Annotated in this window: 15 protein-coding genes and 1 pseudogene; 6 read left to right on the top strand and 10 right to left on the bottom strand. The window is 50.7% G+C overall.

Annotated elements, in window-relative coordinates:
- Positions 1 to 41: 41 nt before the first annotated feature.
- The 8 genes and pseudogenes from UF06_RS17630 to UF06_RS17595 all read right to left on the bottom strand — a co-directional run bounded on the left by UF06_RS17630 (position 42) and on the right by UF06_RS17595 (position 11,160).
- On the bottom strand, positions 42 to 1,466 hold the full coding sequence (locus UF06_RS17630; RefSeq protein ID WP_045571601.1) for a phosphatase PAP2 family protein: 1,425 nt from the start codon (positions 1,464 to 1,466) through the stop codon (positions 42 to 44).
- Positions 1,467 to 1,670: 204 nt separating this feature from the next.
- Positions 1,671 to 2,156 carry a GNAT family N-acetyltransferase gene (locus UF06_RS17625; protein ID WP_045571600.1) on the bottom strand — a complete coding sequence of 162 codons (486 nt, stop codon included), beginning with the start codon at positions 2,154 to 2,156 and terminating at the stop codon, positions 1,671 to 1,673.
- Positions 2,157 to 2,316: 160 nt separating this feature from the next.
- Positions 2,317 to 4,215: pseudogene (locus UF06_RS17620) on the bottom strand (propionyl-CoA synthetase); the annotation flags it as partial.
- Positions 4,216 to 4,222: 7 nt separating this feature from the next.
- Positions 4,223 to 5,437 (bottom strand): 2-methylaconitate cis-trans isomerase PrpF, encoded by a 1,215-nt coding sequence (prpF, locus tag UF06_RS17615; RefSeq protein ID WP_139046402.1) that lies wholly within the window; start codon positions 5,435 to 5,437, stop codon positions 4,223 to 4,225.
- 56 nt (positions 5,438 to 5,493) lie between these two features.
- Positions 5,494 to 8,091 carry a Fe/S-dependent 2-methylisocitrate dehydratase AcnD gene (gene acnD / locus UF06_RS17610; RefSeq protein ID WP_045571619.1) on the bottom strand — a complete coding sequence of 866 codons (2,598 nt, stop codon included), beginning with the start codon at positions 8,089 to 8,091 and terminating at the stop codon, positions 5,494 to 5,496.
- Positions 8,092 to 8,257: 166 nt separating this feature from the next.
- The gene (gene prpC, locus UF06_RS17605) at positions 8,258 to 9,388 is read right to left on the bottom strand and encodes a 2-methylcitrate synthase (RefSeq protein ID WP_045571597.1); all 1,131 of its coding nucleotides are present in this window, start codon (positions 9,386 to 9,388) and stop codon (positions 8,258 to 8,260) included.
- 165 nt (positions 9,389 to 9,553) lie between these two features.
- Entirely contained in the window at positions 9,554 to 10,453 is a 900-nt protein-coding gene (gene prpB / locus UF06_RS17600) for a methylisocitrate lyase (RefSeq protein WP_039462981.1), read from the bottom strand.
- Positions 10,454 to 10,464: 11 nt separating this feature from the next.
- On the bottom strand, positions 10,465 to 11,160 hold the full coding sequence (locus UF06_RS17595; RefSeq protein ID WP_045571618.1) for a GntR family transcriptional regulator: 696 nt from the start codon (positions 11,158 to 11,160) through the stop codon (positions 10,465 to 10,467).
- Between the two features lie 519 nt (positions 11,161 to 11,679).
- Between UF06_RS17595 and UF06_RS17590 the strand changes: the two genes are divergently transcribed.
- The 6 genes from UF06_RS17590 to UF06_RS17565 all read left to right on the top strand — a co-directional run bounded on the left by UF06_RS17590 (position 11,680) and on the right by UF06_RS17565 (position 19,179).
- Positions 11,680 to 12,651 (top strand): tripartite tricarboxylate transporter substrate binding protein, encoded by a 972-nt coding sequence (locus UF06_RS17590; protein WP_045571596.1) that lies wholly within the window; start codon positions 11,680 to 11,682, stop codon positions 12,649 to 12,651.
- Between the two features lie 185 nt (positions 12,652 to 12,836).
- Positions 12,837 to 13,352, top strand: coding sequence for a tripartite tricarboxylate transporter TctB family protein (locus UF06_RS17585; protein ID WP_045571595.1), 516 nt, complete (start codon positions 12,837 to 12,839; stop codon positions 13,350 to 13,352).
- Between the two features lie 22 nt (positions 13,353 to 13,374).
- On the top strand, positions 13,375 to 14,910 hold the full coding sequence (locus UF06_RS17580; protein ID WP_045571594.1) for a tripartite tricarboxylate transporter permease: 1,536 nt from the start codon (positions 13,375 to 13,377) through the stop codon (positions 14,908 to 14,910).
- A 122-nt stretch (positions 14,911 to 15,032) separates the two neighbouring features.
- Positions 15,033 to 15,794, top strand: a complete 762-nt coding sequence (locus tag UF06_RS17575; protein ID WP_045571593.1) for a sulfite exporter TauE/SafE family protein — start codon at positions 15,033 to 15,035, stop codon at positions 15,792 to 15,794.
- Positions 15,795 to 16,037: 243 nt separating this feature from the next.
- On the top strand, positions 16,038 to 17,774 hold the full coding sequence (locus tag UF06_RS17570; protein WP_045571592.1) for a methyl-accepting chemotaxis protein: 1,737 nt from the start codon (positions 16,038 to 16,040) through the stop codon (positions 17,772 to 17,774).
- Positions 17,775 to 18,018: 244 nt separating this feature from the next.
- Positions 18,019 to 19,179, top strand: coding sequence for an HD domain-containing phosphohydrolase (locus tag UF06_RS17565; protein ID WP_045571591.1), 1,161 nt, complete (start codon positions 18,019 to 18,021; stop codon positions 19,177 to 19,179).
- A 139-nt stretch (positions 19,180 to 19,318) separates the two neighbouring features.
- Here UF06_RS17565 and UF06_RS17560 read toward each other — a convergent pair whose 3' ends face one another.
- Both UF06_RS17560 and cobA read right to left on the bottom strand, forming a co-directional pair.
- On the bottom strand, positions 19,319 to 19,531 hold the full coding sequence (locus tag UF06_RS17560) for a cold-shock protein (RefSeq protein ID WP_039426258.1): 213 nt from the start codon (positions 19,529 to 19,531) through the stop codon (positions 19,319 to 19,321).
- Between the two features lie 295 nt (positions 19,532 to 19,826).
- Positions 19,827 to 20,588 carry a uroporphyrinogen-III C-methyltransferase gene (gene cobA / locus UF06_RS17555; RefSeq protein ID WP_045571590.1) on the bottom strand — a complete coding sequence of 254 codons (762 nt, stop codon included), beginning with the start codon at positions 20,586 to 20,588 and terminating at the stop codon, positions 19,827 to 19,829.
- Between the last annotated feature and the right edge of the window lie 149 nt (positions 20,589 to 20,737).

Here is a 20,737-nt window from a genome sequence, read left to right as displayed (position 1 = left end):
CGCCTCAGTCGAGGCGTTATTTTCATCTCACAGCAAGTTGTTTACGCTTGCCTACCCTTGCAAAGTGGCAACACCAGCAACATCGCGACCAAGAGCGACGATGGGTAGCGCAACGTTTCTAAAATATAGGAATAAAGTCCGCTAGAAGAAAAGTGGGTTTGCAGCATAGTGAGCAACAAGTTAAGCGTTAGCAGCACCACAATCAGCACCAATGCACGCGCTTGAGTTAAATTGCACGCTTTTTTGCGCCACATCAGCACCAGAATCGGCATCAACATCAAGGTAGCAAGCCAAGCGGAAAACACCGGCAACGGCCAGATGAAAGTCAAACCAACAGCCACGGCAACAAGTGCTCCCCACACTAAAGGAGAGGCAAACAGTTGTCCCAAATCCAGCTCCGCTTTTTGTTGCAAACGAAGCAAATGCCAAGCAACCAAAGCGCCTAACAGCGCGCCAATCAACAGATCAGAAAGAAACTCTGCGCCGGCGTAAAACTGTCCCAAAGCGACCAAAACGATAGTGCCAAACGCCCATTTGCCCCACTCCTTTCCCCCTTCACGCTGGGTGAACAGCAGCGCCAAGCAGACCCAAACGGCCATTGAAGCACTGGGAAAACTAAAACCCGAACTAGGAAGCAATTCCGTGCTAGGCAGATACACATGGGGCCGAGGCATCGCAAAGCCTTGCTGCGCAACCAAAGCCAATAATGAAGTGACGGTCACTGCAAACAGAGCATGCAAGGTAAAATCTCGTCCGAAGCGCCAGAGAATGAGCGGCATGACCACCAAAAGCAGTGCTGGAGTGGTGAGATAAAAAGCAAGATGTGCAACGGCCATGGCAATGGATGACAACATTTGCGATTGAGCCGCCCAAGATTGGCTAGCGGCTAACCAACCAAGGCCAATTTGACGATACGATGGCGCAGCCTCTTTGAGATCGCGCACATAACTGGCGGGTTGATTGGTGGCACGAGTAAACATTTCGCTGACCAGCGGCCACTGTTGGGGAAAACGGTATTGCTCCGCTTTGAGAGCAGTTGGCTGAAGCAGCATCGCGGAAGCAATTTCTACCCCATAATGCGGCGCAAACCAAATGGGTAAGGTATTTCCACCTAATGCATGCTGAGTGTTGTAAGCGACGATCGGCGAGTCCGACACGCAATCATAAAATACCGCGGTATCGCTGTAGCCCAGCGCTTCCCCCACCGTCACCACTAGGCCAGTTTCTTCCCACACTTCTCTTTGCGCCGCTTCGTGTGGAGGCTCACCTGCGCTGATGGTTCCACCGGGCAGCGAGATTTGCCCCGTCAGAATTTCATTCACCAGCAACAACTTGTTGTCGACACGCACAATGCAGAGCGCGCCTTTAATCCCTTCGGGTAATGGTGTTGGCAATCCAGCGGCAGAAAATGTGCTGTAAAAAAGAGAAAAGACGCCAAGGGTGATGATGAAGGCTCGTTTTAACACGTGTGAAAACCTTTGAGTTGCATGTCGATCTGGCGTTGCATCTAAACTCGGCAGAATGTTTTAGTGAGCAACAATAAGAAAATTTGTCGTCATGATGGCAGGAAGTTAGATTTTTTTCGACAAAAATTAAGCATGTAAACAGAAAAACATCCAGCAATGGGAGACTGAGCAAATTGCCGAGCTGAATGCAAACTGTCAGAAGCGTTATTTTCCGCTGATGAGCGTTTTTCGCAGCCAATGAATATGATGCTGAAACCCCGACTTTTGATAAAGAGCGATCGCATTCTGATTAAAATGCCACACTTCGACAAACACTTGGCTGACTCCATAGTCAGTGAAGGTTTGCTCGATTTTTTCCAGTAGCGTTTGCGCGATGCCCTGATGGCGATAGGCATTTACAACAAACAGCTCGTCGACACTGCCCATTGGCAAAGGTTGGCTAACGGTCGAAATCAGCTCACAAAAGTGGCCGCTGATAAAACCAATCACCTCTTCTCCTCGCTTTGCGACAAAAACCAAACATTCTGGATCATCCAGATAGCGAGCAATGCTTTTCTCTTGTTCAATCTCTTCGGCAGTTTTGAAAAATTCGGGACATTGCTGATGGTGCTCGTCATGCAGAGCGAACATCAGTTCATTGAGAGCCTCAATGTCGCTTGGTTGTGCTGGTGAGATGGTGAAGTCGGTCATGGAGAGATCAATCAATTACAAAACGACAGTTTGTCGCGCACAAAGGAGGATAGCAAGAAAATTTGCTGTTGCTCCGACAGTTATCACGCTGGAGTCGCGTAGCCAAAAACGCCAATCCCGCCTTTTATCAGCGGGACTGGTACTTTTCTTGATACAACCATCACTCTCGATGCAGTACTTTCTCAATTTCATTCAAGCTAGAGGGGTCATCAATGGTGGAGGGAACAACGTACTGCTCACCATCTGCGATCTGGCGAATGGTGCGGCGCAATATTTTACCCGAGCGGGTTTTGGGTAGGCGTTCGACAACCATGGCATGTTTAAAGCAGGCCACCGCACCAATCTCGTTTCGCACTTTGCCGATAAGCTCTTGCTCCAACTGCAGTTCATCGACTTTGACACCATCTTTGAGCACCACAAACCCGATTGGCAACTGCCCTTTCAGTTCATCGTGCACGCCGACCACCGCGCATTCCGCCACCGCTGGGTGCGCGCCAACAATCTCTTCCATTTCACCAGTCGAGAGACGGTGACCCGCAACGTTAATCACATCGTCAATGCGGCCCATGATGAACAGGTAACCATCTTCATCCAGATAACCGCCATCACCTGAGACGTAGTAACCTGGGAATTGCGACAAATAACCGGACTCAAAACGGTCGTGATTACGCCATACAGTCGGCAAACAGCTTGGCGGCAACGGGCGTTTCAACGCCACAAAGCCTTGCTGATTCGGCGGCAGCACCTCGCCCAGTTCATTGAGGATTTCCACTTGATACCCCGGAATCGGCTTAGTCGCTGAACCCGCTTTAATCGGCATCAGTTCAATGCCCGTTGGGTTGCCGGCAATCGCCCAGCCCGTTTCGGTTTGCCACCAGTGGTCAATGACCGGTTTGTCGGTTTGCGATTCGACCCATTCTAAAGTTGGCGGATCCAAACGTTCACCCGCCATAAAGATGGTTTTCACGCTCGACAGGTCATAGTGCTTAAGATACTCGCCATTTGGATCTTCTTTCTTGATGGCTCGGAAAGCCGTTGGCGCCGAGAACAGTGCAGTGACTTTGTATTCCTGACACACGCGCCAGAATGCACCTGGATCCGGCGTACGCACTGGTTTGCCTTCATACAAAATGGTTGTGCAGCCGTGAATCAGCGGCGCATACACAATGTAAGAATGCCCCACCACCCAGCCCACATCCGATGCGGCCCAGAACACGCCATTTTGCGGCATGTTGTAAATACAGTTCATCGAGTATTTCATCGCGACGGCATGACCGCCGTTGTCACGCACCACACCTTTGGGTTTGCCTGTCGTTCCTGAGGTGTAAAGAATGTAAAGCGGGTCCGTTGCCAGCACGGGCACACACGCATGCGGCAGCGCGCTTTGAATCAGCGTGTTCCATTCCAGATCGCGTTCACTGGTTAAATCGGCAAGACACTCCGGGCGTTGATACACCAACACTTTTTCCGGTTTCCAACGACTGTCCATGATCGCTTTATCGACCATAGGCTTGTAAGGAATCACTTTGTTGACTTCCACACCGCATGAGGCGGTCATAATGACTTTTGGCTCGGCGTCTTCAATCCGCACTGCCAGCTCGTTTGGCGCAAAACCGCCAAACACCACCGAGTGAATCGCCCCCAAACGCGCGCACGCTAGCATCGCCATCGCCGCTTCCGGGATCATCGGCATATAGATGATCACGCGATCGCCTCTGGTGACGCCCTGTTCGGCCAACATGCCCGCCACGCGCGCGACACAATCCCGCAGCGCGGTGTAGCTGTATCGCTGCTTTTTGCCTGTCACCGGCGAATCGTAAATCAGCGCCGTTTGGTCGCCGCGACCCTGTTCACAGTGGTAATCCAGCGCCAACCACGAGGTGTTGAGCAAACCATCCGGGAACCAGCGTTCAATGCCGTGCTCGTCTTCTTGCAAAATGGTTTGAGGGAATTCAAACCAGTCGATGTTTTGGGCTTGAGCTTTCCAGAACGCTTGCGGCTCATCCTTTGCCCATTGATATTCCTTTAAATATGCAGACATGGTGCTTCTCCTTGATTGTTCTGGCTTAGCCGTTGTTGATGGTTTCTGCGGGCACTCGCACCCAACCTTCCATCAAAATACGTGCGCTGCGACCCATCACGGCTTTTTCTACCACCCAACCTTGCGTCGTTTCGCTTGCACTGGCGCCAACTTTTAATGTTCCCGAAGGGTGACCAAAGGTCACCGACGTTTTCTCTCCGCCCCCGGCGGCCAAATTGACCAACGTTCCTGGCACACACGCCGCGGCAGCAATGGCAACGGCAGCGGTTCCCATCATGGCGTGATGTAATTTGCCCATCGACAACGCGCGAACCAGTACATCGACATCACTGGCTGCAACGGTTTTGCCGCTGGATGCGGTATAGGTTTGCGGTTTGGAGACAAACGCAATTTTGGGCGTGTGCTGGCGGGTTTGCGCTTCACTGAGGTCTTGAATCAGCCCCATTTTCAGCGCGCCGTAGGCACGAATGGTTTCAAACATCGCCAGCGCTTGGCTGTCGCTGTTGATGTCATCCTGAAGCTCCGTGCCCTGATAGCCAATCGACGCGGCATCGACAAAAATCGTCGGAATGCCCGCATTGATTAACGTGGCGTTAAATGTGCCTACGCCCGGAACATCAAGATCATCGACCAAATTTCCGGTCGGGAACATAGAGCCTTCACCGTCGGCAGGGTCCATGAAATCCACCTGAATTTCCGCCGCCGGGAAAGTCACACCATCAAGTTCAAACTCGCCCGTTTCCTGCACTAAGCCATCTTTGATCGGTACATGCACCACGATGGTTTTGCTGATGTTGACTTGCCACACGCGCACCTCAACCACACCGTTGTGAGGAATGCGCTCGGGCTCAATGAATCCTGCGTAAATCGCAAACGGACCAATCGCCGCCGACAGATTGCCGCAGTTACCGCTCCAGTCGACAAACGCTTTATCAATCGACACTTGTCCAAACAGATAATCGACGTCATGACCCGCTTGAGCACTTTTCGACACAATCACGGTTTTACTGGTACTTGAAGTGGCGCCGCCCATGCCGTCAATCTGTTTGCCGTACGGATCCGGGCTGCCAATCACGCGCATGAGTAAGCGATCGCGCGCCGCGCCCGCCACCTGCGCCGCAGGCGGCAGATCGCCCAGACGGAAAAACACCCCTTTGCTGGTGCCGCCACGCATGTACGTCGCGGGCACTCGGGTTTGAGAAGGCTCTCTGTTTTGAGAAGATAGCGACTGAGACAGCATCTCAGCGGCGGCCGATGGAGAAGATGTGCTGACATTGCTCATTACATCACTCCTTCTCAGTTGGCCAGAAAGTCTTGCGCAAAACGCTGCAGAACACCGCCCGCGTTATACACATGCACTTCATCGGCGGTATCTAAACGACATGTCACCGCGACATCCAGCTTCTCGCCATTTTGACGAGTGATCACCAGCGCCAAATCGCAGCCCGGCTTGATGTCACCCACCACGTCGTACAGTTCGGTGCCATCGAGTCCCAGCGTAAGGCGATTCACGCCCTCTTTGAATTGCAGTGGCAACACGCCCATGCCGACCAGGTTGGTACGGTGGATGCGCTCAAAACCTTCGGCGACAATCGCTTCCACACCGGCTAAACGCACACCTTTGGCTGCCCAGTCACGCGAGGAGCCTTGGCCGTAGTCGGCGCCCGCCACAATGATCAGCGGCTGTTTGCGCTGCATGTAGATTTCAATCGCTTCCCACATACGCGTCACTTTGCCGTCCGGTTCGATACGCGCAAGCGAGCCTTGCACCACCTCGCCATGCTCTTTGACCATTTCATTGAACAGTTTCGGGTTGGCAAACGTTGCGCGTTGCGCCGTCAAATGATCGCCGCGGTGCGTCGCGTAGGAGTTAAAGTCCTCTTCCGGCACGCCCATTTTAGTCAGGTATTCACCAGCGGCGCTGCTGGCCAGAATCGCATTCGATGGCGACAGGTGGTCGGTGGTGATGTTGTCACCCACCACCGCCAATGGGCGCATGCCTTTAAGCGTGCGTTCACCCGCCAGCGCGCCTTCCCAATACGGCGGACGGCGAATGTAGGTACTCATTGGGCGCCAGTCGTATAGCGGATTGCTGTTTTGCTCGGCGTCATCGATTTTAAACATTTGAATGTAGACTTGATTGAACTGCTCAGGTTTGACGTGCTGATTCACAATCGCATCAATCTCTTCATCGCTTGGCCAGATGTCGTTGAGGTAAATCGGCTTACCGTTGGCATCATGCCCCAGCGCATCGCACTCGATATCAAAGCGAATTGTACCCGCCAGCGCATAAGCGACGACCAGCGGTGGCGAGGCCAGAAACGCCTGTTTGGCGTAGGGGTGAATCCGACCATCAAAGTTACGGTTGCCCGACAATACAGCGGTCGCGTACAGATCGCGATCGATGATCTCTTGTTGGATCTTCGGATCCAGCGCGCCACTCATGCCGTTACAAGTGGTACATGCATACGCCACGATGCCAAAGCCCAACTGTTCCAATTCAGGCAGCAGCTTGGCTTCTTCAAGATACAATTTGGCGACTTTCGAGCCCGGCGCAAATGAGGTTTTCACCCACGGTTTACGCACCAAACCCAGTTCATTGGCTTTTTTCGCCACCAAGCCAGCCGCGACCACGTTGCGCGGGTTACTGGTGTTGGTACATGAGGTAATGGCGGCGATGATCACAGCACCATCGGGCATTTCGCCCGCTTTTTCTTCCCACTTTCCGGCGATGCCGCGCTGCGCCAATTGCGAGGTGGGCAAGCGGCGATGCGGGTTGGAAGGCCCGGCCAAGTTACGTTCTACCTGCGAGAGATCAAACTCCAATACGCGTTCGTATTGCGCCGTCTCCAGCGCATCCGCCCACAAGCCAGTTTGTTTGGCGTACTGTTCAACCAGCGCCACTTGTTCGGCATCGCGGCCAGTCAGTTTCAGGTAGTTGATGGTCTGCTCATCAATGTAGAACATGCCCGCGCTGGCACCATATTCCGGAGTCATGTTGGAAATCGTCGCGCGGTCGCCGATGGTAAGCTCTTTCGCCCCTTCACCGAAAAATTCGAGATAAGACGACACCACGCGTTCGCCGCGCAGAAATTCGGTGATCGCCAAAACGATGTCGGTGGCGGTAATGCCCGGTTTGCGTTTGCCGATCAGTTTCACGCCGACGATATCCGGCAGGCGCATCATGGATGGGCGACCAAGCATGACGGTTTCGGCTTCCAAACCGCCGACGCCAATCGCGATGACGCCAAGAGAATCGACGTGCGGCGTGTGGCTGTCAGTGCCGACACACGTATCAGGAAACGCCACGCCGTTTTTCAGTTGTACCACGGGCGACATTTTTTCCAGGTTGATCTGGTGCATGATGCCGTTCCCGGCAGGGATCACGCTGACGTTCTTAAACGCGGTTTTACACCATTCGATGAAGTGAAAACGGTCTTCGTTGCGGCGATCTTCAATCGCGCGGTTTTTCTCAAACGCATCCGGTTCAAACCCTGCGTGTTCGACCGCAAGCGAGTGGTCAACAATCAGTTGCGTTTCCACCACCGGGTTGACTTTGGCTGGATCGCCGCCCTGCTCTGCGATCGCATCGCGCAGACCAGCCAAATCAACCAACGCGGTTTGGCCAAGAATGTCGTGACACACCACGCGCGCCGGATACCAGGGGAAATCAAGGTCGCGTTTGCGTTCAATCAGTTGTTTCAGGGAGTCTGTCAGTGCTTCGGGTTCGCAGCGGCGAACCAAGTTTTCAGCCAGAACGCGTGAGGTATAAGGCAGCGTCGCGTAGGCACCGGGCGCAATTGCGTTGACCGCTTCTTCGGCATCGAAATAACGGATATTTGTGCCGGGCAGCAGTTTGCGGTATTGGCTGTTCATTTCGTTTTGAGTGGTCATAGTATCCATCCGATTCATTACTATTCCCTTGCCACTTAAAGCAGAAAGCGTATCGCCAGTGCTTTAAGTTGTTTGGGCGTCACAACCGTGGCAGGCAAATTCGCCCTTCGGCGAACCGCATTAAATTGATGACCGCGCCTATTGGGCACGGTCATTTCTTGGCGAGTTAGCCGCGTTTTTCAATCGGCAACCATTGCTGATGATCCGGACCAACATAGTCAGCACTTGGACGAATGATGCGGTTGTTCGCACGCTGCTCGTACACGTGGGCAGCCCAGCCAGTCAAACGGCTCATCACGAAGATGGGCGTGAAGAGTTTGGTTGGAATACCCATGAAGTGATACGCCGAGGCGTGGAAGAAATCGGCGTTACAGAACAAGCCCTTCTCGCGTTTCATTACCGCTTCAACACGCTCAGAAACAGCATAGAGTTGGGTGTCACCGACTTTTTCGGACAATTCTTTCGACCAGCGTTTGATCAGGGCGTTACGCGGATCGCTCTCACGGTAAATCGCGTGACCAAAGCCCATGATTTTCTCTTTGTTTTCCAGCATGCGCAGAATGTTTTGTTCCGCTTCATCCGGCGTTTTCCAGTTCTCGATCATCTCCATCGCCGCTTCGTTCGCGCCGCCATGCAGCGGACCGCGCAGCGTACCGATCGCGCCCGTCACGCACGAGTGAATATCAGACAAGGTGGAGGCACAGACGCGAGCCGTGAACGTGGATGCGTTGAACTCGTGCTCTGCGTACAGAATCAACGAGCAGTGCATCACTTGTTTGAATAGATCGCTTGGCGCTTTGTCGGTCAGCATTTTCAGGAAGTAACCGCCGATACAGTCTTCACTGGTGTCTTCTGTATCGATGCGCACGCCATCATGGCTAAAGCGATACCAGTAACAGATAATGGCCGGAAACAGCGCCAGCATGCGCTCTGTCGCGGCAAGCTGCTGTGAAAAATCGTGTTCAGTTTCCAGATTTCCCAGCATCGAACAACCCGTCCGCATCACGTCCATCGGATGCGCATCAGCCGGAATGCGCTCCAGTACCTCTTTCAATGGCTGAGGCAGCCCGCGCAGGCCAATCAGACGGGTTTTGTATTGGTCCAGTTCGGCTTGCGTTGGCAAATGACCGACTAACAGTAGATGAGCAACTTCTTCAAATTGAGCGTTATTTGCCAGATCTGTGATGTCATAACCGCGGTACGTCAAACCGGTTCCAGTTTTACCAACGGTACATAAAGCAGTGCTTCCAGCGCTTTGACCACGTAGACCTGCTCCGCCTAGCTCTTTCGATGACATGTCGAACTCCTTTTCTTGCTGCGCTTTAGATTCTGGTGAATCGACCTCGTTGGATCAGCGTATGCTCAATGGCGCAGCGGTTTCACGTTATTGGGTTTGGCCCTTAAGGGCTCTGTGTACAATTTCCGACTTTTTCTTGCGCTTCCCCACAAAAAAGGCTTCCTTTTAGGAGGATTTTTCTGAAAACAGCTGATCCAGCTTGTCTTCGTAATCATGATAGTTGAGGTATTCATACAGCTCTTTGCGCGTCTGCATCTGCCCCAGCAGCGCTTCCTGATTCCCCACTTCCAGCAGATGGCGATACACCATCTCGGCCGCTTTGTTCATCGCGCGGAATGCGCTCAGCGGGTAAAGCACCATGTCCACTTTCGCTTTGGCGAGTTCTTCACCGCCGTACAGCGGCGTTTGGCCAAACTCGGTGATATTGGCCAGAATAGGCACATGCTTCCCCGTAGCAGATTGTAGCGCCGTTGAGAACTGCTCATACTGCTTAAGCTCTGTCATCGCTTCCGGGAAGATCATGTCAGCGCCCGCTTCCACACACGCAATGGCACGCTCAATGGCACTGTCCATACCTTCAACCGCCAGCGCATCGGTACGCGCCATGATGACAAACTCTGGATTACTGCGCGCATCGACCGCCGCTTTAACGCGGTCCACCATCTCTTGCTGGCTGACAATCGCTTTGTTGGGTCGGTGACCACAGCGTTTCTGCGCCACTTGGTCTTCCATGTGCACCGCCGCTGCGCCGGCTTTTTCCATCGCTTTGATGGTGCGGGCAATGTTAAACGCGCCGCCAAAACCGGTGTCGATGTCGACCAATAAAGGCAGGTCACACGCATTGGTGATGCGTTCCACGTCCACCAGCACATCGTTGAGTGTGGTGATGCCGAGATCCGGCAAGCCATAAGAGGCGTTAGCGATACCACCTCCAGAGAGATAAATCGCCTGATGACCGAGTTTTTTCGCCATCATGGCGCAATATGGGTTGATCGTGCCGACAATTTGTAACGGATCGTTTTGTTGGACGGCGAGTCTAAACTTCGCCCCGGGGGATAAATTCATCACATTTTCCTCTAATCTTGCAGAATATGTTGTTCAATTAGTTTCCTACTGCCTGAAATATGGCGTCTCATCAGCATTTCTGCCAGTTCTTCATCACGATTACGGATCGCCTGCAAAATATACTTATGTTCATCCAACGCTTCTTTGGGTCGCGATTGGGCTCTGGGTGATTGATAACGGTACATGCGCAGCAGGTGGTAGAGCTCGTCACACAGCAAAGCGATGAGCTTGCGATTACGACTCGCTTTGATGATCCGGTAGTGAAAATCAAAATCACCGTGTTGATGGAAGTACGAAGATCCTTCCACTTCGTCGATATGTTTCGAATGGGTCGAAAGCAGCAGTTCCAAACTCAGCAACTCTTCTTGAGTGATGTAACGTGCGGCCAATCGGGCTGCCATGCCCTCCAATGCTTCGCGCACCGCGTACAGCTCCATCAGTTTTTCTGGAGAGAAGGTAATCACGCGCGCGCCAACATGCGGAGCGCGTTCAATCAAACCCAGCCCCTCCACCCGCATGATGGCTTCACGTAAAGGCCCACGACTCACTTGATAATGTTTTGCCAGCTCCGGCTCCGAGATTTTACTCCCCGGCAGCATGTCGCCGTTGATGATGGCTTCAACCAACAGCTCCGTCAGTGTCTCTGACTTGGTATTTTCTTTCTCGTTTACTGGCACTTTAAGGTGAGCTCTCTCTTCGACATTCATTTCCATCACGCTTCCAGACACGCTTGTGTGTTTACACTCTTTATCTCTTGACGCTAACATAGCGCATAAAAGTGTCGACAATCAAGCAAGTTGTCGACACTTTAGACTAAGGTATATATCCCAATGGTTATATTCAAAACAACCATCAATTGAAGAAACCAGCCAGAATCAGTTCAGAATTTGATATTATCTTGTTGTTTTTATTCTACAAAAACATTTAAAGGCGGCATTAGCACTGAAAAGAAAAGTATCGATAGCGACAAACTCTGCGCAAACAAAACATGGATAAGTGTCGACAGTTTTGGTCATTGGGCAAAAACGCGCGAGATGGCGTGAACTTTATGCACAAAATTCACTTTATGGCCGTTATTTTTTTTAACTTCCTATTAGAGACATTTTGTTAACAGGTTTTTAACCTTTCTCTATTCCTGCGACATACATGCTGTGGTAGCGGGGAAAAACCATAACGATAAGCAGCTTCTTCTTAGCGAGGAAGCGCCGACATAAGGAACGTGAAACATGTTTAAGGCACTTAAACCGACTCTGGCAGCCTCGATCATCGCCGCTACTTTTTCTCTGAACACTTTTGCCGCTGATATAGAGAAGATCCACTTTCTGATCCCAGGTGGCGCAGGCGGCGGCTGGGATATGACTGCACGCGGTACAGGTGATGTACTGATGAAAGCGGAGATTGTCGACAACGTCTCCTACCAAAACCTTTCCGGTGGCGGTGGTGGCAAAGCGATTGCGCATCTGATTGAAACGGCCAAACGCCAAGAAGATACGCTGATGGTCAACTCGACGCCGATCGTAGTTCGCTCGCTCAGCGGCGTGTTTCCGCAATCGTTTCGAGATTTGACTCCTGTCGCTGCCACAGTGGCGGATTACGGCGCCATCGTGGCGTCGGCAGATTCTAAGTACAACACTTGGGAAGATGTGGTGAAAGATTTCGCGGCCAACCCTCTCAAAGTGAAAGTGGCTGGCGGCTCCGCACGCGGCTCCATGGACCACCTTGTTGCCGCCGCTGCGTTTAAAGGTCAAGGTTTTGAAGCAAAAGATGTACGCTACATCGCTTATGATGCTGGTGGTAAAGCGATGGCGGCGCTACTTTCTGGAGAAACTCAGTTGCTCTCAACCGGTCTTGGCGAAGTGCTGGAAATGTCTAAGGCTGGCCAAGTCAAGGTGCTAGCGGTGACAGCACCCAAACGCCTTGAAGCCGCCCCGAACATTCCCACACTGACCGAATACAACAACCCAACCGTCTTTGCCAACTGGCGCGGTTTTTTTGCCGCACCGGGCGTGAGCCAAGAGAAGATCGACGAGTGGAATGCCGCGCTCAGCAAGATGTACACCACCGAAGATTGGAAGGTGGTGCGCGATCGCAATGGTTGGATTGACAACTACAAAGCAGACAAAGAGTTCTATGCCTTCCTTGAAGAGCAAGAAAAACAGATGGGCGACCTGATGCGCGAACTCGGCTTTTTGAAATAATCCAGACGGGCAGGTTTCCCCTGCCCTTATCACCCTTTTGCCGTTTATGAAGTGCTGCCTCGGCAGTGTTTGATTACTCCTTTGTTTATGAATCCTCGCAGGTCGTATGGTCTGTTTTGTCAGTGAATCCTTCTCATTGACGCTTCATTTACGGCGCTTTTCTCTCTTGAATCATGGAGTTGGCTATGTCGGACTTACCAACCACTTCACTCAAAAGCAATAAACTGTTCTCGACCGAGTTGTTACTCAGCCGTGACCGCGTTGGCGCGCTGATTTTCTTGCTTCTCTGTCTTGGCTACGGCTATCAAACTTATCAGATCCCGCTTTATCCGGGCGATGAACTCGAACCCTTCACTGCCCGTACCTTGCCGTTTGCGCTCACCATCATCGGCAGTTTGCTATCGCTGTTGCTGCTGATCTCCGGTCAACCTGACAGTAAAAGTGGCGCTGTGGTGAATTTTAACTGGAAACTGCTGATCGCTTTTATCGTCCTCATGGCGTTATACGGACTTGGCCTCACTTATCTTGGCTTTGTGCTCGCTACCGGTTTTTTCCTGATGGCTGGTTTTTACTTGCTTGGCGAACGTCGCAAAAAGGTCTTATTTGGCGCGTCTTTTCCCTTTGTGATCGCGTTTTATCTGCTGCTCACCAAAGGCTTGGATGTTTACCTTGAACCCGGCGTGATCTTCACCCTGTGGTAATCGGCTTTATAGGATAAATGTTATGTTAGATGGAATTTTGCAAGGCCTTTCAACGGCGGTAATGCCGATGAACCTTTTGATGGTGATTGTTGGCTGTTTTGTTGGCACCTTCATCGGTATGTTGCCGGGGCTTGGCCCGATTTCGGCGATTGCGCTGATGATCCCAATCACCTACGGGCTCGAACCCGCTTCAGGCATGATCTTGATGGCCGGGGTCTATTATGGCGCTATTTTTGGTGGCTCCACTTCGTCGATTTTGATCAACGCTCCCGGCTGTTCTTCCACGGTTGTAACGGCCTTCGATGGCTACCCAATGGCGCAAAAAGGCCAAGCAGGTAAAGCGCTAGCACTGGCTGCATATGCTTCGTTTACCGGCGGAACGCTCTCCGCCATCATGCTATTGATCGCCGCGCCAGCGCTAGCGACCGTCTCGCTCAGTTTTCAATCTTCAGACTATTTTGCGCTGATGTTGGTTGGCCTCTCTGCAGTGGCGGCGTTTGCGGGCAAAGGTCAAGTGCTGAAAGCTTGGATGATGACTATTCTCGGGCTAATGCTATCAACCGTGGGCATCGATAAAGGCGTCGGTGTTGAGCGTTTTACCTTTGGCCTCACCGACTTGATGGATGGCTTTAGCTTCCTTCTGCTTGCCATGGCGACGTTCGCTCTCGGCGAAACCTTAATGGGCATTTTAAAGCCAGAACAAGACACTCGCGGCGAAGAACAAAACAAACTCAGCAACATCGGCTCAATGAAAATCAGTAAGGAAGAGTTCAAAGAAGCCGCCCCTGTTTCCATTCGCTCATCGCTGCTCGGTTTCTTTACGGGTGTATTGCCGGGCGCAGGTGCCACCATCGCGGCTTTCCTGAGCTACGGTATGGAGCGCAATCTCGCGCCAAAAGAGAAGAAAGAGGAGTTCGGCAAAGGCAGCCTGCGCGGCTTAGTCGCGCCAGAATCGGCCAATAATGCCGCTTCCAGTGGTTCCTTTGTTCCCCTTTTGACACTGGGTATTCCAGGCTCAGGCACTACCGCCATCATGCTCGGTGCACTCATCGCATACGGCATTCAACCCGGGCCGCGTCTGTTTGTTGACCATCCCGATGTATTTTGGTCGGTGATCATTTCGATGTACGTTGGCAATATCGTTTTGTTGGTACTAAACCTGCCTTTGATCCCTTACATTTCACGTTTGCTTGCGGTGCCTAAAACCGTACTACTCCCCATGATCCTGTTTTTCTCGATCACGGGTGTGTATTTGGTGTCGTTCAACACAATGGATGTGTTCGTCATGCTGCTGGTGGCCATGGGCGCCATTGCGCTGCGTTTAGCCAATTTTCCGCTGGCGCCACTGCTACTTGGCTTTATCCTTGGTGGTCTGATGGAAGAGAACCTGCGCCGTGCATTAATGATCTCCGACGGTCAGCTCAACTTCTTATGGGAACGGCCAATCACGCTGGTGTTTACTTTGCTTGCTGTGGTGATGCTCACCAGCCCACTGTGGGTGACTGTGTATCAAAAGCTCAAACCAAGCGGCAACAAAACGGCGCAAACCGCCAAATAATCTATAGACCGCCTCGTTTGAGGCGGTTTTTTATTGATGCCAACTCAGTCACTGTTTGCCTTTTGTCCACTATCACTGCTCGTTGTCTTTCGCTAAGGTGAAGAAAAAAGGACAGCTAACACATGGATATTCTTCTACTTTTCTTCGCTGGCGTGTTTGGTGGTGTACTCAACTCCATTGCGGGCGGCGGCAGTTTCATCACGTTCCCAGCACTCATGGCAGTTGGCGTGCCGCCTGTTATCGCCAATGCCACCAATACATTTGCCTCTTGTGCTGGTTACCTCAGTGGCGCTTGGGGTTTTCGCCATGAACTGAGTCGTCATCGCGATGTGTTGCCAAGAACCATCATAGTCAGCCTAATGGGCGGCGTGCTTGGCGCCGTTCTGCTGCTGACCACCGAAGAAAATGACTTTCTGACTGCGATTCCTTGGCTGCTGCTCTTCGCCACCTTGCTGTTTATCTTTGGGCCAAGTATCAATCGCCGCCTTGCTCAAGGCTCACACGAGGAAAAGTCGAGTTTCACTCAACAGATTTTACCTGCTGCTTTTTTACTTCTGGTCTCGGCTTACGGAGGCTTTTTTAATGCCGGGCTAGGCATCGTCGTACTTGGCTATCTGAGCCTTTGCGGTTATCACGATATTCATTTGATGAACGGCCTCAAGCTGCTTATTTCTAGCTGCGTTTCTCTCGTCGCAGTTGCCATCTTTGTCTGGCATGGATCGATTGATTGGCTGAATGGCATGGCGGTGCTGGTGGGCAGCTTGGCTGGCGGTTATGTTTCAGCGATGGCATCTAAGTACATTGCCCGCATCTGGATTCAACGTTTTGTGGCGCTCTCCTCTCTGCTGATCACGGGCTACTTTTTTATCGAGGTTTATGCCTGAACAGCGGAGTAAAACGATACAGAATGCGTTCTCTGACCGATCAAAATTGCTGACATTGTAGGCAAATGACAAATTTTGCTTTCGCCTCAGTCGATATTCTGTTTGCAACCGAATGAAACTTGTTTGCAACAAAATAGAGGCTGTCTTACTATTGAGCCAAACTATAAATCAGGTTTTCTCTTTTGTTGTGCCGCTGGAATGCGACACCTATTTCATTAGTCACTTTTAAGGATCTAAAGTGTTATGAATCACCTTTCCTTTAAAAATAAGATCATTGCACTGATCATCGCAATCATCACATTAACCATCGTCACCTCCTATTTCAGCGTTAATTATTTCATCAGCCGCTATATAGAAGAATCTGACAGTAAAAACATTACCCATAACGTCGATCTTATCCAACGTAAAATTGAGGCTGAGCTAAACGGTAAACTGTCACTGGCAAACAGTTTAAATTTCAGCATGATGGACATCAGCGAAACCAAAGAGAGTTCGGGTTTTGACAAGATAGTCAAAATCGTCAACGGCTATGCATTTGACGATACAGGCAATATGAGCGACGAGGATGCTCAGCAGTATATCGACTTGGCAGAAAATCATCCTAGCGAAACCGTCATCAGCCCAGTTAGCATGAATAGCGGCGTACCGATGATTACCTTTTCTATCAAGCGCATTGATGATTCGGTTGATTTTTTTGTCTTTAACTTAAGCCAATTTAGTAAAGTCATTACCGACTACGCCAACGAAGGCAGTTACGCCGAACTGATCGCTAATGGCAGCGTCATTTTCAGCAATAAGCACGGCAACAACCTCACGCCGATTGTGCGTAGCGTCTCGTTCGCCGGACAACAATGGGATCTGGTCGGCTACATCGATCTCGATAGCATCCAAGCCAATACTGACCAACTCAACTGGATGATCACCCTCGCCCTGTTAGTGTGTGCGGCAGGTATTATTCTGTTTAGCGTGCCACTGCTGCATGTGTCATTCAAACCGCTTGCGCGCTTGCAAGTGGTGGTGGCTGGTCTTTCGCAAGGCAATGGCGATCTGACCCAACGCCTTGATATTGAAAGCCAAGATGAGATCGGACGTATCTCTCACTCCATCAACTTGTTTATTGAACATCTGCAACAGATGTTTATCGAAGTGGCCGACTCTTCTAAAGGCATTGACCATGCGGTAGCTAATTTAGGCGTGCAGTCAAGCTCTAACCTCTCGACACTCAATCAGCACACTCAAGAAACCGAGCAAGCCATCACTGCGATTGAGGAGATGAGCGCGACCGCCAGCGCCATTGCCCAAAGCGCTGACGAGGCGGCGAAACTGACCGACAGAACCAATCGCTACGCTGAAGAGTCGAAACAGAGTGTTACGGGCGCAGTGCACAGCGTCAACGATTTGGTCACGCAAGTGGTTTCGATGTCAGACACCATCACGCGTATGAGTGACGATACCAAGCAGATCAATTCGGTATTGCAAGTGATTGGCGATATCGCAGAGCAAACCAACTTGCTTGCTCTCAACGCCGCAATTGAAGCGGCGCGCGCTGGGGAACAAGGTCGTGGTTTTGCCGTGGTCGCAGACGAAGTTCGCGCCTTAGCAGCGAGAACCCAGCAAAGTACCGCGCAGATTAATGAGATGCTGGCCAAGCTAAAATCCACCACCGAAAACGTGGTAAATGAAATGGGTTCAACGCGCACACGCTGTGAAGAGACCGCCGAACGTACTAATCATGTGATGGATACCCTCAATGTGGTGACTGATTCAGTCGCACAAATCAATAATCTCAATACTCTGGTGGCCACGTCAGCAATGGAGCAGCGCCAAGTGACCGATGAGGTGAGCAAGAACATGGCCGCCATTCAAGAAATCATTCGTCAGTTGAACAGTAATGCCGCCCAGACTAACTCGGTCAGTGATGAACTCGATGACACCTCTCAGGCACTTTCTGCGGTCCTCAATCGCTTTAAAGTACGTTGATCCTTTACTACTTTTGCAGCTAAAAATGTAGCGCCACTCCCATGGCGCTTTTTTATTGCCATCTTTTATGTGTCAGAGTGCACATATTCTTGTGACCACGACGGAAATAACCCTGTTAAAGATGATGGAATTCTAACTTCAATGCTTTTTGTGTTAACGATATGTAGCATTATTGATACATTAGTCGTCTCAATTTGAGGAGCGGGATCAAATCTCGCAAACCACGCTAAGAAGGGGCAAAAGGATGTTGGACTACCTCAGGCTTAACCAGATTGCATCGCAAAACAAAGAGATCGTCACTCTCTTAGACGAGTTGTTCCAACAACTGTGTGAAGCATTTCCACCGTTGTCTCGCTTTTCGGTCGTGCTGCTAGGGGATAAACAGGCATCCAATTACTATGTGCGAGATAGGCTGATTGGTACGGATGTCTCAACTGAGCTGGATTTTGCGGAGCATGCGTTAACGACAGATTCTTCGCTCACCCATCTTGCCTTCAGCAGTGCTGTTCGCATTGTCAATGACTTGCAGCAGATGACACCAACCGACCGAGTGACGAGGCTGATAGCACTTGGCCATAAAAGCAGCTATACCGTCCCGTTGAGTTATCGTAACAAGACGCTTGGATTTCTGTTTTATAACGCTGAGGTGACCCACTACTTCACCAATCAAGACGTGCAAAAAGATTTGGCTTTTCTTTCCAACCTCATTAGTCAGCTTTTCATCCATCTACATGAAAATCAAAAACACTTTCAGGCGGCGTTGAGCGTGGCGCTCAATATGGGGCACGCTCGCGATCCCGAGACAAAGGAACACCTCATCCGCATGGGCAAATACAGTGAACTGCTGGCAAGGTTGCTTTCTCGGCAGCGCCCCGAAATCAGCCATCAATTCATCCACCGTATACGGCTTTACGCCCCCTTTCACGATATCGGCAAATACAAAATTCCTGATCATGTGCTGTTTAGTGACAAGCGTTTTACCGACGAAGAGCGCTGCATTATGAACATGCATACGATTTACGGAGAAGAGATCATTGAACAAGTGGTGCATCTCTCAGATGCCGAACTGGTGTCACAAGATGAAATTGCATTTATCAAACACATTGTGCGTCATCATCATGAACATTTTGATGGTGCCGGGCTGCCAGACAAACTTTGTGCGGATGCCATCCCTCTTGAAGCTCGCATCGTTACATTATCGGATGTTTTTGATGCGCTGCTTAGCCGCAGAGCTTACAAACCAGAATGGTCGGTTGATGCGGTGGTGGATTTTATTCGCGCCCATACAGGCCAAATGTTCGACCCACAGTGTGTAGCCGTTCTACTTGGCAATTTGGAGCAGTTTTTGGCGATTCGCGAGAAATATTTAGATAAAGAGGAACAGCCGGGAAAGTGCGTCGCCTAGCGTCGTCTACGGAGGCAACCAATCGAGGATGAAATTTCTGCAGAAAATCAGGAAAAGAGTTGAGGCTAGAAATTTTATTGAGCACAAATGAAAAGTGGTGCGACGAATCGCACCACTTGTCTTAAAAACTGGTTACTGATTACAGTACAGTTACTTCAGAAGCTTGAGGACCTTTTTGGCCTTGCTCAACGTTGAAGCTAACTTTTTGGCCTTCAGCCAGAGTTTTGAAACCGTCAGAAACGATTGAACGGAAGTGAACGAAAACGTCCTTGCCGCCGTTGTCTTGAGAGATGAAACCAAAGCCTTTAGTTTCGTTGAACCATTTTACTGTACCTGTCATTTTTCCAGACATAGTGACCTCTTTAAAAAATTAATCAATTATTGAAAGTGGCTATACAAAGCTATGAATGATTTATCAAGAGAAAGTTTACGCAGGTCTAACGAAAGGTTTCGAGAAATAACTGAGAAGGAACTTTGACTAAATCTAACATTACCACTCTTTTGTAAGAGCCGAGAGATACTATACGCCTACTGAAAAAAAATGCTAGCAATTTCGCTAGCCAAAGTTACCGATCGGTTAAAAAACACTCCTAACGCATTGAAAATGGGCAGAAATTAGAGTTTCCAGCCCAATTTTAACCAGCAAATTAAGCGAACCATTTCAGTTTTTCGTGCAAAGTTGTAACGCGACCCACTACGATCAGCGCAGGACTTACTGCCTGCCGAGCGAGACTTGGTAAATCTTGTAAGGTTCCACGCAGCACTTTTTGCTCTCGGCGCGTACCATTCTCAATAATTGCACACGCCATATTGGCATCCAATCCATTTTCCAGTAGCTTCTGCGCGATGTACCCAGACTGCTTGAGCCCCATATAAAACACCAAAGTGGTATTGGCTTGCGCCAGTGACGCCCATTTGATCTCTTTGCCATCTTTTTGAATGTGGCCCGTAATAAACTGCACACTCTGCGCGTGATCGCGATGGGTCAGCGGAATCCCCGCATAGGCGGTTGCTCCGGCGGCAGCGGTAATGCCGGGAACCACCTCAAAGCGAATACCGTGTTCAGCCAATACCTCAAGCTCTTCCCCGCCACGTCCAAAAATAAACGAGTCCCCGCCTTTGAGGCGCACGACACGTTTACCCTCTAATGCCTTATCGAGCAAAATTTGGTTGATTTGGTCTTGCGGCACGCAGTGATAATCGAGCTTTTTGCCGACGTAAATTCTCTCGGCATTTTCACTAGCGAGAGCAAGAATTTCAGCGGAAACCAAACGGTCGTAAACCACCACGTCCGCTTGTTGAATAACGCGATACCCTTTTACGGTCAAAAGATCGGGATCGCCGGGCCCTGCACCGACCAGAGAAACAAAACCTTGAGTTTGAACGGAAGCGAGCGTGATTGACTTCATTGTTGAGCCTATAGAAATTTTGATGATAAAAAGTGGCACTCACAACGGCTTATTTGGTAAATGGCCACTTGTTATCAGAAAATCTTTAGCGTAAGCGAGTATCTGGCTGATTAGCGTACTCGCTCACCTTCGATTATTGACTTGCCACG

It is taken from the genome of Vibrio sp. S234-5 (genome assembly GCF_000960595.1).
In the GTDB taxonomy this organism is placed as follows: domain Bacteria; phylum Pseudomonadota; class Gammaproteobacteria; order Enterobacterales; family Vibrionaceae; genus Vibrio.
Note: the sequence above shows the minus strand (reverse complement) of the source record. Positions and strands in the feature narration are given on the sequence as shown.

What these genes read in the sequence shown, in the direction of transcription:
- UF06_RS17625 (WP_045571600.1), bottom strand. Translation starts at nt 2,156, where the DNA reads ATGACCGACTTCACCATCTCACCAGCACAACCAAGCGACATTGAGGCT.
- prpF (WP_139046402.1), bottom strand. Translation starts at nt 5,437, where the DNA reads ATGCTGTCTCAGTCGCTATCTTCTCAAAACAGAGAGCCTTCTCAAACC.
- acnD (WP_045571619.1), bottom strand. Translation starts at nt 8,091, where the DNA reads ATGACCACTCAAAACGAAATGAACAGCCAATACCGCAAACTGCTGCCC.
- prpC (WP_045571597.1), bottom strand. Translation starts at nt 9,388, where the DNA reads ATGTCATCGAAAGAGCTAGGCGGAGCAGGTCTACGTGGTCAAAGCGCT.
- prpB (WP_039462981.1), bottom strand. Translation starts at nt 10,453, where the DNA reads ATGAATTTATCCCCCGGGGCGAAGTTTAGACTCGCCGTCCAACAAAAC.
- UF06_RS17595 (WP_045571618.1), bottom strand. Translation starts at nt 11,160, where the DNA reads ATGAATGTCGAAGAGAGAGCTCACCTTAAAGTGCCAGTAAACGAGAAA.
- UF06_RS17590 (WP_045571596.1), top strand. Translation starts at nt 11,680, where the DNA reads ATGTTTAAGGCACTTAAACCGACTCTGGCAGCCTCGATCATCGCCGCT.
- UF06_RS17585 (WP_045571595.1), top strand. Translation starts at nt 12,837, where the DNA reads ATGTCGGACTTACCAACCACTTCACTCAAAAGCAATAAACTGTTCTCG.
- UF06_RS17580 (WP_045571594.1), top strand. Translation starts at nt 13,375, where the DNA reads ATGTTAGATGGAATTTTGCAAGGCCTTTCAACGGCGGTAATGCCGATG.
- UF06_RS17575 (WP_045571593.1), top strand. Translation starts at nt 15,033, where the DNA reads ATGGATATTCTTCTACTTTTCTTCGCTGGCGTGTTTGGTGGTGTACTC.
- UF06_RS17570 (WP_045571592.1), top strand. Translation starts at nt 16,038, where the DNA reads ATGAATCACCTTTCCTTTAAAAATAAGATCATTGCACTGATCATCGCA.
- UF06_RS17565 (WP_045571591.1), top strand. Translation starts at nt 18,019, where the DNA reads ATGTTGGACTACCTCAGGCTTAACCAGATTGCATCGCAAAACAAAGAG.
- UF06_RS17560 (WP_039426258.1), bottom strand. Translation starts at nt 19,531, where the DNA reads ATGTCTGGAAAAATGACAGGTACAGTAAAATGGTTCAACGAAACTAAA.
- cobA (WP_045571590.1), bottom strand. Translation starts at nt 20,588, where the DNA reads ATGAAGTCAATCACGCTCGCTTCCGTTCAAACTCAAGGTTTTGTTTCT.